Here is a 14271-nt window from a genome sequence, read left to right on the forward strand (position 1 = left end):
GCTATGCCGACGCCTCCGCCGTGTCCTTGCGTCCCCGCAGCCACACGTACACCGGGATACCGGCGAACAGGAACAGCACGCCCTGGTAGACGGCGGCGTACCCGGCACCGGCGATCAGCCAGAACGAGAAGCCGAAGGAGAGGGCCGCGACCGTGAGGTCCCGGGCGAGGCCCGCGGGGCGGACGCGCTCGCGGGTGCCGCGGGCCAGCCAGTACAGCTGCGCCGCCGCCGACAGCAGGTACGGCACACAGCCGGTGAACGTGGTGATCAGCACGAGGACGCGGAAGGTGGTGTCCGGGCCGGCCGTGTAGTTGAGGGCGATGAGCAGCGAGCCGAGGATCACGCAGGCCCACACGCCGAAACCGGGGACGCCGCCCTTGCCCAGCCGTGCGAACGGAGCCGGGAAGAGACCGTCGCGGGCGGCGGCGTAGGGCATCTGCGCGGCCATGAGGATCCAGCCGTTGAGGCAGCCGGTGATCGAGGCGACGGCGACCAGGGCGATGACGGCCCCGCCCCAGCCGCCCCCGGTGATCGCATCGACCGCGTCCGCGAAGGGGGCGCCCGACTCGACGAGCCGGTCGTGCGGGACCAGGCCGAAGACGGCGACCGTGCCGAGGACGTAGACGAGGGCGGACGCCAGGGTGCCGAGGACGCTGGCCCGGCCGACCGTGCGCTCGGGGTCACGGACCTCGCCGGCGCTGACCGCGGCCGACTCGACCCCGAGGAAGCTGTACAGCAGCAGCGCGGCGGAGGCGGCGAGCGCGCCGGAGACGCTCTGGCCGGAGGCGTTGAACGGGCCGAAGTTGTCCGCGTCGACGAAGAACAGGCCGATCGTGGCGAGCAGGAGCAACGGCACGAACTTCAAGATCGTGGAGACGACCTGCACGGTGCCGACCCAGCGCGTGCCGGCGAAGTTCGCCGCGGCGGGCAGCCAGAGGGCGGCCAGGGCGACGGCTGCCTGGAGAGCGTGATTGCCGTGCAGGGGTATCAGGACCTCGACGTAACCGACGACGGCGACGGCCAGGGCGGCGATGCTGACCCAGCACATCGTCCAGTACGACCAGGCCGACAGGAATCCGGCGAACTCGCCGAAGGCGTCCCGCGGGTAGACGTACAGGCCGCCGGTGACCGGGCTGCGCCGTGCCAGCCGGCCGAAGAGCAGGGCGAGCAGGACGGCTCCGACCGACAGCACGAGGAAGGCGAGCAGGCTGACCGTGCCGTACGGGGCGACGGTGGCGGGCAGGGCGAAGATGCCGCCGCCGATGATGTTGCCCATGACGAGGGCCGTGGCGGCGGCGAGACCGAAGGTACGGCGGCGAGGCGGGGTCACGCCGGTGGCCGCGGCCGGCTCGGGGGATGCGGGGCCGACGGGTTCGGCGGCCTCGGCGGGGCGGGGGACGGTCATGGGCGTTCCTGTACGAGCGGAAGGGGGGAGGGCCGTGATCGTAACTCGCTGTCCCACATGCTGGTCGACCTGTTCATACAATGGACATACGTGGCTGGGGTCCGGCACGGTTCCTCGACTACCGTCGTCGTCATGACCAGCACCCTCACCCTCGCCGAAGCCCTCGCCGCCGGGACGGTCGTCCTGGACGGCGGCATGTCCAACCAGCTCGAGGCGGCCGGGCACGACCTGAGCGACGAGCTGTGGTCCGCGCGGCTGCTCGCCGAACAGCCGGAGGCGGTGACCGAGGCGCACCTCGCCTACTTCCGGGCGGGTGCGGACGTGGCGATCACCTCCAGCTACCAGGCCACGTTCGAGGGCTTCGCCAAGCGCGGGATCGGTCGTGACCGGGCCGCCGAACTGATGGCGCTGAGCGTGGAGTCGGCCCGCGAGGCGGCCCGGCGGGCGCGGGTCCCGCGGCCCTTGTGGGTGGCGGCCTCGGCCGGTCCGTACGGGGCGATGCTCGCGGACGGTTCGGAGTACCGGGGGCGCTACGGGCTGGGCGTGGACGAACTGGAGCGTTTCCACCGGCCGCGCCTTGAGGTGCTTGCCGCCGCCCGGCCCGACGTCCTCGCGCTGGAGACGGTCCCCGACGCCGACGAGGCCACGGCCCTGCTGCGGGCGGTGCGCGGGCTCGGGGTACCGGCCTGGCTGACCTACTCCGTCGCAGGTGGCCGCACGCGCGCCGGGCAGCCGTTGGAGGAGGCCTTCGCCCTGGCCGCGGAGGCGGACGAGGTGATCGCGGTCGGGGTGAACTGCTGCGCCCCCGAGGACGTGGAGGCCGCGGCGGCGACCGCGGCGCGGGTCACCGGCAAGCCGGTCGTCGTCTACCCCAACAGCGGCGAGACCTGGGACGCCGGGGCACGCGCCTGGACCGGCCGTTCCACCTTCACCGCCGACCAGGTGAAGGGCTGGCGGCAGGCGGGGGCCCGGCTGATCGGCGGCTGCTGCCGGGTGGGCCCGGAGGGGATCTCGGACATCGCGGGGACGCTGGAAGCGGCGTAGGGCGACGGCGTCCCGGACCGGCCGGGCCCTGCGCGCGGACCGGATCCCGCCCTGCCGACGGTCCACGTCTCCTCCGGGGCACCGGGCCGCCTCGCCGTCCGCACGGAGCCGTGGAGCACACCCCGGGCGCCCACCTGGCCGACCCGTCGCAGCCACCGAAGCGGCTTCGAAACACCTGCTGCTGGGCACGCACGTGGTGGTGAGGGACTCGGCGGGGCCTTGCCGGTCGCGCCGGCCGTACGGCCCGCCCGGCGGCGTGAAGGACGTCAGTGCCGGCGCAGGGCCCCGGAGCGGCGGAGGAGTCGTACGGCCGATCGCAGTTCCGTGCTGCGGGTGGGCGAACCGTCGGACGGGATCGGCACGGGCGGGGGCTCCGGGGGCCTGAGGGCGTCGGCCCGCCAGAGGGCGAGTTCACGGTCGCGGGGGCCGTGGGCGGTGTAGGCCAGGCCGTCCTCGGCGTCGGGCGCGCGGTCTCCGAAGACCCGCACCGGGTGTTCGCCGTTCCAGCGCTCCCAGCCCGGGTCTCCGTCCGTCGCGAACCGCACCCAGGCCGTGTGCATCGCGTCGGCCAGATCCTGCGGGGCCCCCTCCCCCGCCAGTTTCCGGGACTCCTCGATGTCTCCGGTGTCGAAGACGAAGCCCAGCTCCAGCGCGTGGCAGGCGCCGAGGCCGGGCAGGTTCGAGGGCCAGGCGAACTCGTAGACGTACGACGGATCCGTCCGGGCGTCGGCCAGGTGGTGCAGGGGGATGCGGAGCAGGTGGTCGGTGACGAGCTGGCCGACGATGTCCGCCGTGCCCGCCTCCGGGTGCAGGGTGCGGTAGCCGCGCGGCACCTCGCTTCCGCAGCGACAGCGGGCCATGGCACCGGCGAAGGCGACGGCTCCGAGACGGTCGACGCGCTCCAGCAGCCCGCCCGGCACCAGCCACAGCCGGTGCTCGTCGCGGGTCCAGCCCAGCAGCAGTTCGACGCCCGGGGCGGCGCCGCCCTCCGTGAGGGCCTCCAGCGGGTCGCGCGGGACGACGTCACCGTCGACGACGAGGCCGAAGGCGGGTCCGCCGACCACCGGGCTGCCCAGTCTCCCCACTTCGGCCTGGGTGCGCAGCAGCAGGTCGCGGTCGACGGCCGCGAAGGCCTCGGCGGTGGCGGGGATCTTCAGCCGGGAGGCCATCCGGCGCACCATCCGCCGTACCTTGGCCCGCTCGGACGCCTCCGGCGGTCCGCTCTGCAGGACGGCCCGGCGCACCAGCCCCTGGGTCTGCGGGGCGGCGAGGAGGGCTCCGACGCTGATGGCTCCGGCGGACTGGCCGGAGAGGGTGATGCGGCCGGGATCGCCGCCGAACGCCTCGATGGCCTCGTGCACCCAGGTCAGTGCGGCGATCTGGTCGCGCAGCCCGGGGTTCGGGGGCGTGTCCGGGAACAGCCCGTACCCTTCGACGCCCAGCCGGTAGTTGATGGAGACGCAGACCACGCCGTCGCGGGCGAAGGCGTGACCGTCGTACACGGGTACGGCGGAGGAGCCCCTGGTCAGGGCACCGCCGTGCAACCAGACAAGGACGGGGAGGCGGGCTCCGGTGTCGGGTTGCGGCGTCCAGACGTTGAGGTTGAGGCAGTCGTCGCCGGGCACGACCGGGTCGGACAGGTAGTGGGCGAAGGCGTCGGAGTACGGCGGTTTCGGCGAGGTCGGGCCGAAGGCGCCGGCGTCGCGGACGCCGTCCCAGGGCGGCAGCGGCACGGGCGGGCGAAAGCGGCGGGGGCCGAAGGGCGGGGCGGCGTACGGGATGCCGCGGAAGACCGCGACCCCGCGCTCGTACCGGCCCCGCAGGGCACCGTGGGGCGTGCTCACCACGGGGTCCGCCTGGTCTGCCGTCATACGTCCACCAGCCCCTCACCGCGCTCGTGCACCGTGGAGATCAGAGCAACTCATGGTGGCCCGGTATTCCCGTGCACGGGCGGGTGATTCCGCCATGTGGCGCACATCGGCGTGCCGAACCCGGGGCGGGAGGCTCGTGCCGGGGAACCGACCGGTCCCTGCGCAGTCGACGACCGGCCGCCGCTGACCACCCGGGACGACCCGGGGGTGCCGTTGCAGGACGCCGGGCACGGCAAGCTGGTCGGGACGCCCGGCGCGAGGGCTGCTCCGTCCTCCGGCACCCCGTCCGCTGCACACCCCGCACGGCCCCGCTGCCCGCTCCGCCGGGAGACCGCGCTCCAGACCGTGACCTGGGACGCGGAGGGCCGGCCCCCGGCTGCGGCAGGGCGGACGGCACCCCGGGGTCGAGGCCGACGTACCGACGCGGTCGCATCCGCCGCCCCCGCCTCGCACCCCCGGAGGACCGTCCGGGCCATGGAGCACCCTGCGCGAACCGCCGGGCCCGTCCTGGGCCGGCACCACGGCCTGCCCGGGCCGGTCCCGGCCGCGCGGGCGGCACGGACCGGCACCACGACCTGCCCGGGCTGCACCCGGCCGTGCGGGCGGCACGGACCGGAATCGCGGTGGGCGCCGGGTCCGCCGGTTCAGCGGTTGCCGACGACCACGGCTCCCGGCCGCGCTTCGACCGGGGAGACGCGGGGCGTCACGCCCGGGACCTCGCGGCCGCGCCGTGCACGGCGTACTTCACCGGGTTTCGGCTGAACTGCCCACCCCGCTGCGGGCGTTGTCGGCGTTTCGAAAGTTTTGCCCGGCGCGAAGCAAAGAATTCAGTTGTCTTCCCGCCGTCCTGCGCCGCACCTACAGTAGGAAGCGCTTTCTGCCCGGCCGGACCTCGTGACCGCCGTGTGCAGCGCTGGTCGAAACTTTCCACGGCCCACGGGTGGGCCGGAGAGGTGGGTTCCCGATGGTCCGCACGGCGAGTGCGAGCGTGACGGCCGGTCCGACCCTGGCGGTCGTGGCGCGCGAGGCGGGTGTCTCGGTGCCGACCGCCTCGAAGGTGGTCAACGGCCGCGAGGACGTGGCACCCGAGACCCGCCGCCGTGTGACCGAGGCGCTCGACCGGCTCGGGTACGTGCGCAGACCCCGCTTCGACGCGGCGAAGCCACCCCGGCTGATAGATCTGGTCGTGCACTCGCTGGACAGCTCCTGGTCGGGCGCGGTGCTGCACGGTGCGGAGGAGGCGGCGCACGACGCGGGCCTGGAGGTCGTGGTGTCGGCGGCACTGATCCGCTCCCGGGTAGGCCGCCCGGAGCGCGGCTGGCTCGACAAGCTGGTCGCCCGTGGCTCCTCCGGGGTCCTGTTCAACCTGGCCGAGCTCAGCGACTCGCAGTACGCGTGGCTGGAGCAGCACCGCATCCCGTTCGTGATGATCGACCCGGTGCAGGAACCGCCGGAGGGCGTGGTCTCGGTGGGGGCGGCGAACTGGCAGGGCGGTCTGACCGCCACGGAGCATCTGCTGTCGCTGGGGCACGAGCGGGTCGCCGTCATCGCCGGTCCCCGCCGCACGATGTGCAGCAGCGCCCGGGTCGCCGGGTACCGCTCGGCGCTCGCGTCGGCCGGCGTCCGGCACCGCCCCGAGTACGTCCGGCACGCCGGTTTCGACGAGAGCGTCGCCCACCGCCGCATGCTGGAGCTCCTCGACCTGTCCGAGCCGCCGACCGCCGTCTTCGTCTGCTCGGACCGGATGGCGCTGGGTGTCTACGCGGCCCTGAGCGAAAGGGGGTTGAGGGTTCCCGACGACATCAGCGTGGTCGGCTTCGACGACCTGCCCGAGGCCCGCTGGGCCTCCCCCGCCCTGACCACCGTCCGCCAGCCGCTGTCGGAGATGGCCGCGACGGCCCTGCGGTCGCTGCTGCGCCTGATGGACGGCCATCATCCGGAGTCCACGCGCACGGAACTGTCGACGCGCCTGGTGGAACGGGCGAGTACGGCGGCGCCCCGCGCGTAGGAGGGGGAACGGCAGGGACGGGCGGGCGTCGAACGATGCGGTGGGGAGGGGCCGTTGCCCGGCGGGGAGGGCGGCGGCGAGCGGTGGGGGACGGCCATGAAACGCCGTCGGCCGCTTCCGGACGCACTGCCGGGGGAGGCACGGCACGTGGTCGGGTGGGGACGAGCAGTCGGTGGTGCCACGACCATCCGCACCCAAGGGGATCCGAGGCCGCCGGGCAGGCCCGGGCGGCGACCGGGATTCTCGGGCCCGGCGCCTCCGGCACGGCCGGACCGGGATGTCCGATTCGTTCAAGAGCGAACTGCGCGGGTCTGCCTACGGTGGCTCCATGACTGCACGATTCGATGCCATCGGCCTGGTCGTCTCCGACATGGCCGCCTCCGTCGCGTTCTACCGCCGGCTCGGGTTCGCCTTCCCGGACGGCGCCGAGGAACAGCCGCACGCCGAGGCCCAACTGCCCGGCGGGCTGCGGCTGATGTTCGACACCGAGGAGACGGTCCGCTCCTTCATGCCCGAGTGGCGGCCGCCCGCCCCGGGGGGCCGGACCTCACTGGCCCTGCGGTGCGACGGGCCGCGGGAGGTGGACGCCCTGTACGAGGAGCTGGTCGGCTCCGGGTACCACGGCGAGCTCACGCCGTGGGACGCCTTCTGGGGGCAGCGGTACGCCGTCGTGCTCGACCCGGACGGCAACGGGGTGGATCTATTCGCCCCGCTGGCCGGCGCGGCCGAGTAGCTCCCCCAGCGGCAGACCGGACAACTCCCTCACGTCCCGCGCCAGATGGGCCTGGTCGGCGTAACCGGCCCGGGCGGCCGTCTCCGCGAAGGGCACACCGCTCCGGGCCAGTGCGAGGGCGCGGTTCAGCCGCAGGATGCGGGCGAGGGTCTTGGGGCCGTAGCCGAAGGCGGACAGCGAGCAGCGGTGCAACCGGCGGGCGCCGACGCCCAGTGCGTCGGCGGTGGCGGCGACCGAACGGCCCGCGTCGAGGGCGGTGACGATCTGCCGGAGCAGCGGGTCCGGGGGTTCGGTGCCGGCCGCCTGCCGCAGCGCCAGGTCCTCCAGGCCGCTCGCCGGGTCGCGGGCCGCGTTCACACGGTCGGCCAGTCGCCGTACCCGCGCGGCCGGCCACAGATCGGCGAGGGCGACGCGCCGGTCACGCAGCTCGTGCGCCGGCACGCCCAGGAGCGCCGGGGCGGTGCCCGGGTGGAAACGGACCCCGGCCCAGGGGCCGGTCGCACCGTCCGGAAGGTGGGCGCGGGTGTCGGGCCCGGCGACCAGCAGTCGCCCGTCGTGCCACAGCAGGTCCATGCACCCGTCGGGCAGGACCCGCCCCGCTCCGGTCCGGGAGGGGGTGTTGGTCCATACGACCGCGCCCGGCAGCCGCGACGCCCGCTCCACGTACACGAGGGCCAGGCTACGCCCCGACACGGGAGCCGGCCGGGGGTCCCGGTGCCTCACCCTGCCTCGCGCCCCCGGTACGCGCGGCACGGCGGCACGTCCGGGCCCGGCGCGCTAGGCCACCCGCCCCCGGTACTCCGCCGGACTCACCCCGTACACCCGCTTGAACGCCGTCGACAGGGCGAACGCGCTGCCGTAGCCCACCCTGCGGGCCACCGCGTCGAGGGTGTCGGTGGAGTCGCGCAGGCGGTCGGCGGCCAGGGCGAGGCGCCAGCCGGTGAGGTAGGACATGGGGGGTTCGCCCACGAGGCCGGTGAAACGGCGGGCCAGCGCGGCACGGGACACTCCGGCCTTCGCGGCGAGCCCGGCGACGGTCCAGGGGTGGGCCGGGTCGTCCTGGAGCAGGCGCAGCACGCCGCCGACGACCGGGTCGGCGAGGGCCCGGTACCAGGCCGGCGCCTCGGCCTCGGGGCGTGCGAACCAGGCCCGCAGCGCGGCGATGACCAGCAGGTCGAGCAGGCGGTCGAGGACGACCTCCTGGCCGGGTTGGTCCCGGACGATCTCCTCGGTGATGTACGGCGTGAGCGGGCAGTCCCACACGTCGGACGTGAGGGCGAGCAGGGGCGGCAGGGCGTCCAGCAGCCGCCCGCTGATCTCGCCCTGCAGGGGATAGGTGCCGATCAGCATGACGGTGGCGCCGTCGAGCCGGTCGCCCCAGGTGCGGACGCCCAGGTCCATGGAGCCGTTGAGGGGCCGTCCGTCGGGGTAGCGGCACTCCTGGTGCGGCAGGATCACCGCCTGTGGTGCCGTGTCCGGGGCGTCGGCGCAGGTGTACGGGCCGGGGCCGCGGGCGATGGCGAGGTCCCCGGCACCGAGCCGCGTGCACTCCCCCCGGTCGGGCACGATCCAGGCCTCGCCGCGGACGACGAGCATCACCGTGAGCGGGGCCCGGTCCTCCACGCGCACCGCCCACGGCGGGTCGAAGCACGCCCTGATCATGAACGCGCCCCGCGCGCGGGGGCCCTCCAGGAGACCTGCGAGGGGGTCCCCCCGCGTGAGGGTGTTCGAGCGTGGGGGCGCGTCCATGGGGCCAGCGTAGACGCGGGCGTATGGGAATGAGCCGTTCAGCGATGGTTCCGTGCGGTGTACGGCAGTTGACTCGACGGCATGACGAACACGGCGGAGAACACGGCACGGAGCACGGCACGGAACCCACAGGGCATGACGGTGGTGGTGACGGGCGCCTCGGGACGTACCGGCAGCCGGGTGGCGCGGGCCGCGGCGGCGGCCGGGCTCACGGTGCGGGCGGCGTCGCGCACCACCGGCTTCGACTGGTGGGACGGCTCGACCTGGGCGGACGCCCTGCGCGGCGCCGACGCGGCGTACCTCGTCCACCCCTTCGACGTCGGCGCTCCGGGTGCCGCCGAGGCGGTCGGCGCCCTCGCGCGGGAGGCGGTCGGGCTCGGGGTGCGGCGGCTGGTGCTGCTGTCCGCGCGCGGCGAGGACCAGGCCCTGCCCACCGAGGAGGCGCTGCACGCGTCGGGCGCGGACTGGACGGTCGTACGGGCCGCGTGGTTCGCGCAGAACTTCAGCGAGGGCCCGCTGGTGGCGGAGCTGCGGGAGCGCGGGGAGCTGGTGTTCCCGGCCGGCGAGGTGCGGGAGCCGTTCCTCGACGTGCGGGACATCGCGGACGTGGTGGTGACCGCGTTGACGGCCGGCGACCGGTATGCGGGGCGCACCCTCACGCTCTCGGGGCCGCGGTTGCTGACCTTCGGGGAGGCCGTGGCGGAGATCGCCGGGGCGACGGGGCGTCCGCTGACGTACCGGGCCGTCTCGACACGGGACTACGGGGAGGCGCTGGTGGGGTTCGGTGTGCCGCCGGAGGAGGTGGCGGGCATGACGGAGGTCTTCGACACCCTCCTCGACGGTCGCAACGCCCACCTCTGCGGCGGGGTGCGGGAGGTCCTGGGCCGCGCGCCCCGGGACTTCGGCGATTTCGTGCGTGAGGAGGCCGCGGCCGGGACCTGGAAGGCCTGAGACCGGCGTCCGTCACTTCTCCCCGGGCGGCTGCCCCTCCCCGTTGACCTGGGTGGTCTGCACGTGGGTGCTCTTCACGTGGGAGGTCTTCACATGGGAGTTCTTCACGTGGGTGCGCAGCCGGGCCGACACGTCCTCCGGCGGCAGGAAGCGGGACCAGCGTTCCGGGAACTCGGAGGGCATGTCGGGATCGGCCTCGCCCGCGGCGGCGGCGCGGGCGACGTACTCGGCGACCTGGGCCTGCCGCAGCCGCTCGTTGGCCTCGCGGGCCGCGGCGGTGGCGGCGGCCGGCCAGACCCGGTCGATGGCGGCGTTGACGGCGGCCCCGACGAGCACGGCGAACGCGGACACACCGATCCACAGCAGCACGGCGACGGGCGCGGCGAGGGAGCCGTAGATCGTGGGGCCCTCCACCGTGCTGGTCAGGTAGATCCGCAGCAGGAAGCTGCCGAGCACCCACATGCCGAGGGCGACCAGCGCGCCGGGCACGTCCTCGATCCACGGGGAACGGACCGGGACGGACACGTGGTACAGCGTCGTCAGGAAGGCGATCGACAGGAGGATCACCACCGGCCAGTACAGGACCTGCACGACCGTCGTCGACCACGGCACGACCCGCACCACCGCGTCCGGCCCGGCCACCATCAGCGGCAGCGCGACCGAGCCGATCAGCAGGGCCACGATGAACAGCAGGAACGCCATCAGGCGGGTCTTGACGATGCCCCGGACACCGTCGAGGCCGTACATCACGGTGATGGTGTCGATGAAGACGTTCACCGCGCGGGAGCCCGACCACAGGGCGAACAGGAAGCCGATGGAGATGACGTCGGGCCGGCCGCCCTTCATCACGTCGTGCAGGATCGGCTGGGCGATCTCGCGGACACCCTGGTCGGACAGGACCGTGCGGGAGGCCTCCAGGAGGTTGGTCTGCAGGCTCTCGATGGTGTCCGCGCCGGTCCAGGCGTCGACGTAGCCGAGCAGTCCGATCATGCTCAGCAGCAGCGGAGGCACCGACAGCAGCGTGAAGAACGCGGCCTCGGCGGCGAGGCCCAGGATGCGGTATTCGACGCAGGAGTTGACGGTGTCCTTGAGCAACAGCCAGGCGGTCCTGCGTTTGGAGACGTTCCGGTAGAGGGCCCGCGCCCGGTGGAGGCGCCCGGAGGGCGTGTCGGGGGTTTCACTCGCTGGCTGCACCCCCTAACGGTATCCGTCGTGCCCGGCCCCACTCACCCACAGGCCGGGTCTTCGCGGACCGGCCCGGGTCCGCCGGGTGCCAAGGTGCTACCGCGGGGTACTTTCGCAGCATGGCAGGCAGCACCCACACCGTGACGAACCAGGTCCCGCCGCTGGTCGGCTACGACGTCTTCTCCGCCGACCGGGCCCTGGCCGCCGCGGTCGGCCGGCACCTCGACCCGGAGCTGCGCGAGGAGGTCCTCGGCGAGCTGGCGGCACTCGGCCGGACCTCCGGCTCGGCCCAGGTGCAGGAGTGGGGGAGGCTGGCGAACGAGAACCCACCCCGGCTGCTCACGCACGACCGGTACGGCAACCGCGTCGACGAGGTCGAGTTCCACCCCTCCTGGCACCGGCTGCTCGGCAAGGGCGTCTCGGCCGGTCTGACGGCGGCGTGGGGCCGGCCGGCCGGGCATCTGCGGCGGGCCGCCGCCTTCCTGGTGTGGACGCAGGTCGAGGCCGGCAACGGCTGCCCGCTGTCCATGACGCACGCGGCGGTACCCGCTCTGCGCCATGACCCGGACCTGGCCGCCGAGTGGGAACCGCGCCTGACGTCCATGATCTACGACCGTGAGCTGCGGCCCGCCCACCTCAAGGCCGGGGCCCTGTTCGGCATGGGCATGACGGAGAAGCAGGGCGGCAGCGACGTCCGGGCGAACACCACCTCGGCCCGGCCGCTCGCCGAGGACGGGACGTACGAGCTGACCGGGCACAAGTGGTTCTGCTCGGCGCCCATGTCCGACGGTTTCCTGGTGCTGGCGCAGGCCCCGGGAGGACTGACCTGTTTCCTGGTGCCGCGGGTGCTCGGGGACGGCACGCGCAACGTGTTCCGGATCCAGCGGCTCAAGGACAAGCTCGGCAACCGGTCGAACGCCTCGGGCGAGGTCGAGTTCGAGGGGACCTGGGCGCGCCGGGTGGGCGAGGAGGGACGCGGGGTGCGCACCATCATCGAGATGGTCGCGGCGACCCGGCTGGACTGCGTGCTCGGCTCGGCCGGGCTGATGCGGCAGGCCGTGGCGCAGGCGGTGCACCACTGTACGTACCGCGAGGCGTTCGGCGGGAAGCTCGTCGACAAGCCGCTCATGCGCAACGTCCTGGCCGACCTGGCGCTGGAGTCGGAGGCGGCGACGACCCTGGCGCTGCGGCTCGCGGCGGCCTGCGACGACGGGGGCGAGCAGGAGCGGGCGCTGCTGCGGATCGCCGTGCCGGCCGCCAAGTACTGGGTGACCAAGCGGTGCCCGTCCGTTGCCGTGGAGGCGGCGGAGTGCCTCGGCGGCAACGGGTACGTGGAGGAGTCCACAATGCCGCGGCTGGTACGCGAGTCGCCGCTGAACTCCGTCTGGGAGGGTGCGGGCAATGTCCAGGCGCTGGACGTGCTGCGGGCGTTGCAGCGGGAGCCGGGGGCGCTGGACGCGTATCTGCGAGAGGTCGGGCAGGCGCGCGGCGCCGATCACCGCCTGGATGCGGCCATCAAGAACCTGCTGACCGAACTCGCCGATCTGGAGGGTGTGGAAGGGCGGGCGCGACGGCTGGCGGAGCGGCTCGCGCTGGTGCTCCAGGGGTCGTTGCTGGTCCGTTTCGCGCCGCCGCAGGTCGCCGACGCGTTCTGCGCGGGACGGCTCGGCGCCGACGGGGGCGCGGTCTTCGGGACACTGCCGCACACGCTGGACCTGGCGTCGGTGGTGGAGCGGGCCCGGCCGGTGTCCTGACCCGGTCCGCCGTCGCGTGGACGGGAAGAGCGGGGGTGGTGCTGCGCCGACACGGCACCACCCCCGCCGCACTGGCCCGTTCGAGCCACTGAACGCCGCTCGGGACGGCGTCCCTCAAGTTTCGGACAAGGCCGGACCGTGCCACCAGGGTTGCAAGGGGTTGCAACTTGCTGCTGACTGTGTGCGGACCGTGCGCACGCCCCTCGGGCAGGCGGCACTATGAACGGACAGTCAGAAGCGACTCCCGGGGGGCACACCGCGTATGGACGTCACGCACTTGGCCGCCGTGGACAGCTCGCGCGCGGCCCGGGTCCTCAGCGAGGTCCGCTCCGCCCGGCTGGCCGGGCAGCCCGCTCCGATGGCGCCGCGTCCGGTGATCGAGCGGTCCTGGGAGCGGATGCTGCGCAGCGGCGTCGACCCGGAGCACGGCTTCCGGGCGGATTTGCTGTCCCGCGAGGAGGTGCAGCGGCGGCGCGAGACGTCGGTGTTGCGCCATGTACTGCCGGTGCTGCGGGAGGGGCTGCTGGCGGCCGCGGACATCGCCCACCACATCATGGTGGTGGCCGACGAGGACGGCCGGGTGCTGTGGCGCGAGGGCAGTCCGCCGGTGCTGCGCAAGGCCGACGGGCTTGGCTTCGAACTCGGCGCGGACTGGCGTGAGGAGGTCGTCGGCACGAACGGCGTGGGCACCCCGGCGGTGGTGCGCCGGCCGGTGCAGGTGTTCGCGTCCGAGCACTTCGTGCGCTCCCAGGCCGGGTGGACCTGCGCGGGTGCTCCCCTGACGGATCCGCGGGACGGCCGGCTGCTCGGTGTGGTGGACGTGAGCGGGCCGCTGGAGACGATGCATCCGGCCACGCTCGCCTGGGTGGCCTCGGTGGCCAAGCTGGCCGAGGCGCGGCTGCGGGAGATGCACGTGGAGTCGCTGGAGCGGCTGCGGGCGGTGGCGGCGCCGGTACTGGCCCGGGCCGGCGGCCGTGCCCTGGCCGTCGACCCGGACGGCTGGACCGCCGCGGTCGGCGGCATGCCGTACGTGCGGCGTGTGGCCCTGCCGAAGTCGCTGTCGCCGGGCCCGAGATGGCTGCCCGCGCTCGGGCTGTGCTCCGTGGAGCCGCTGGCCGGGGGCTGGCTGCTCTCGGTGGCGGCCGATGAGCCGGTGCCCCGCGGCCCGGCCCGGATCGTGCTGGACCTCAGGCAGGCGCGGCACTGGTCGGTGGAGGTGCACGGCGGGGCGGGCCCCTGGACCAGGGAACTCAGCCCACGGCACGCGGAGTTGCTGTACCTCCTCGCCGTCCACCGCTCGGGCCGCAGCGCCTCGGGCCTGGCCGGGGACGTGTTCGGCGACCCGGCCCGCACGGTGACGGTGCGTGCCGAGATGTCGCGGGTGCGGCGGTATCTGGGGGCGTTGCTGGAGCACCGGCCGTACCGGTTCGCGGAGGACGCCGAGGTGGAGGTGCTGCTTCCGGACGACCCGCGGGATCTGCTGCCGCACTCGACCGCACCGGCGGTGAACAGGCGGCAGGGGTCCGCATCAACGCCCTGAGGTTCACTGCGCGTGCCTCACAAGCCGCCCC

General features: G+C 74.2%; 11 protein-coding genes. 6 read left to right on the forward strand and 5 right to left on the reverse strand.

Features of this window, described 5'->3' with window-relative positions; all coding sequences use genetic code 11:
• Position 1 precedes the first annotated feature (1 nt).
• Positions 2-1405, reverse strand: a complete 1404-nt coding sequence (locus ACIQHQ_RS09770) for an amino acid permease (protein ID WP_402611252.1) — start codon at positions 1403-1405, stop codon at positions 2-4.
• 132 nt (positions 1406-1537) lie between these two features.
• Between ACIQHQ_RS09770 and mmuM the strand changes: the two genes are divergently transcribed.
• On the forward strand, positions 1538-2449 hold the full coding sequence (gene mmuM, locus ACIQHQ_RS09775; protein ID WP_402611254.1) for a homocysteine S-methyltransferase: 912 nt from the start codon (positions 1538-1540) through the stop codon (positions 2447-2449).
• A gap of 266 nt (positions 2450-2715) precedes the next feature.
• Here mmuM and ACIQHQ_RS09780 read toward each other — a convergent pair whose 3' ends face one another.
• Positions 2716-4320, reverse strand: a complete 1605-nt coding sequence (locus ACIQHQ_RS09780) for a carboxylesterase/lipase family protein (RefSeq protein ID WP_402611256.1) — start codon at positions 4318-4320, stop codon at positions 2716-2718.
• 964 nt (positions 4321-5284) lie between these two features.
• Here ACIQHQ_RS09780 and ACIQHQ_RS09785 point away from each other — a divergent pair.
• Positions 5285-6328, forward strand: coding sequence for a LacI family DNA-binding transcriptional regulator (locus tag ACIQHQ_RS09785; RefSeq protein ID WP_402611258.1), 1044 nt, complete (start codon positions 5285-5287; stop codon positions 6326-6328).
• A 328-nt stretch (positions 6329-6656) separates the two neighbouring features.
• On the forward strand, positions 6657-7061 hold the full coding sequence (locus tag ACIQHQ_RS09790; protein WP_402611260.1) for a VOC family protein: 405 nt from the start codon (positions 6657-6659) through the stop codon (positions 7059-7061).
• Here ACIQHQ_RS09790 and ACIQHQ_RS09795 read toward each other — a convergent pair.
• On the reverse strand, positions 7029-7730 hold the full coding sequence (locus ACIQHQ_RS09795; RefSeq protein ID WP_402611262.1) for a helix-turn-helix domain-containing protein: 702 nt from the start codon (positions 7728-7730) through the stop codon (positions 7029-7031). The genes ACIQHQ_RS09790 and ACIQHQ_RS09795 overlap by 33 nt on opposite strands.
• A 108-nt stretch (positions 7731-7838) precedes the next feature.
• Positions 7839-8723 carry an AraC family transcriptional regulator gene (locus tag ACIQHQ_RS09800; protein WP_402611634.1) on the reverse strand — a complete coding sequence of 295 codons (885 nt, stop codon included), beginning with the start codon at positions 8721-8723 and terminating at the stop codon, positions 7839-7841.
• Between the two features lie 168 nt (positions 8724-8891).
• Here ACIQHQ_RS09800 and ACIQHQ_RS09805 point away from each other — a divergent pair, with 168 nt between their 5' ends.
• Positions 8892-9761, forward strand: coding sequence for an NmrA family transcriptional regulator (locus tag ACIQHQ_RS09805; protein WP_402611264.1), 870 nt, complete (start codon positions 8892-8894; stop codon positions 9759-9761).
• Positions 9762-9773: 12 nt separating this feature from the next.
• Here the strand turns inward: ACIQHQ_RS09805 and ACIQHQ_RS09810 are convergent, their stop codons facing one another.
• Positions 9774-10955: a YihY/virulence factor BrkB family protein gene (locus ACIQHQ_RS09810; protein ID WP_402611266.1), complete on the reverse strand. Its 1182-nt coding sequence runs from the start codon at positions 10953-10955 to the stop codon at positions 9774-9776.
• A gap of 110 nt (positions 10956-11065) precedes the next feature.
• On the opposite strand from ACIQHQ_RS09810, the gene ACIQHQ_RS09815 reads away from it, so the two are divergent.
• Positions 11066-12700 (forward strand): acyl-CoA dehydrogenase family protein, encoded by a 1635-nt coding sequence (locus ACIQHQ_RS09815; RefSeq protein WP_402611268.1) that lies wholly within the window; start codon positions 11066-11068, stop codon positions 12698-12700.
• Between the two features lie 262 nt (positions 12701-12962).
• Entirely contained in the window at positions 12963-14240 is a 1278-nt protein-coding gene (locus ACIQHQ_RS09820; protein ID WP_402611270.1) for a GAF domain-containing protein, read from the forward strand.
• The last annotated feature ends 31 nt before the right edge of the window (positions 14241-14271 follow it).

Source organism: Streptomyces sp. NPDC092370 (genome assembly GCF_044755265.1).
Lineage (GTDB): Bacteria > Actinomycetota > Actinomycetes > Streptomycetales > Streptomycetaceae > Streptomyces.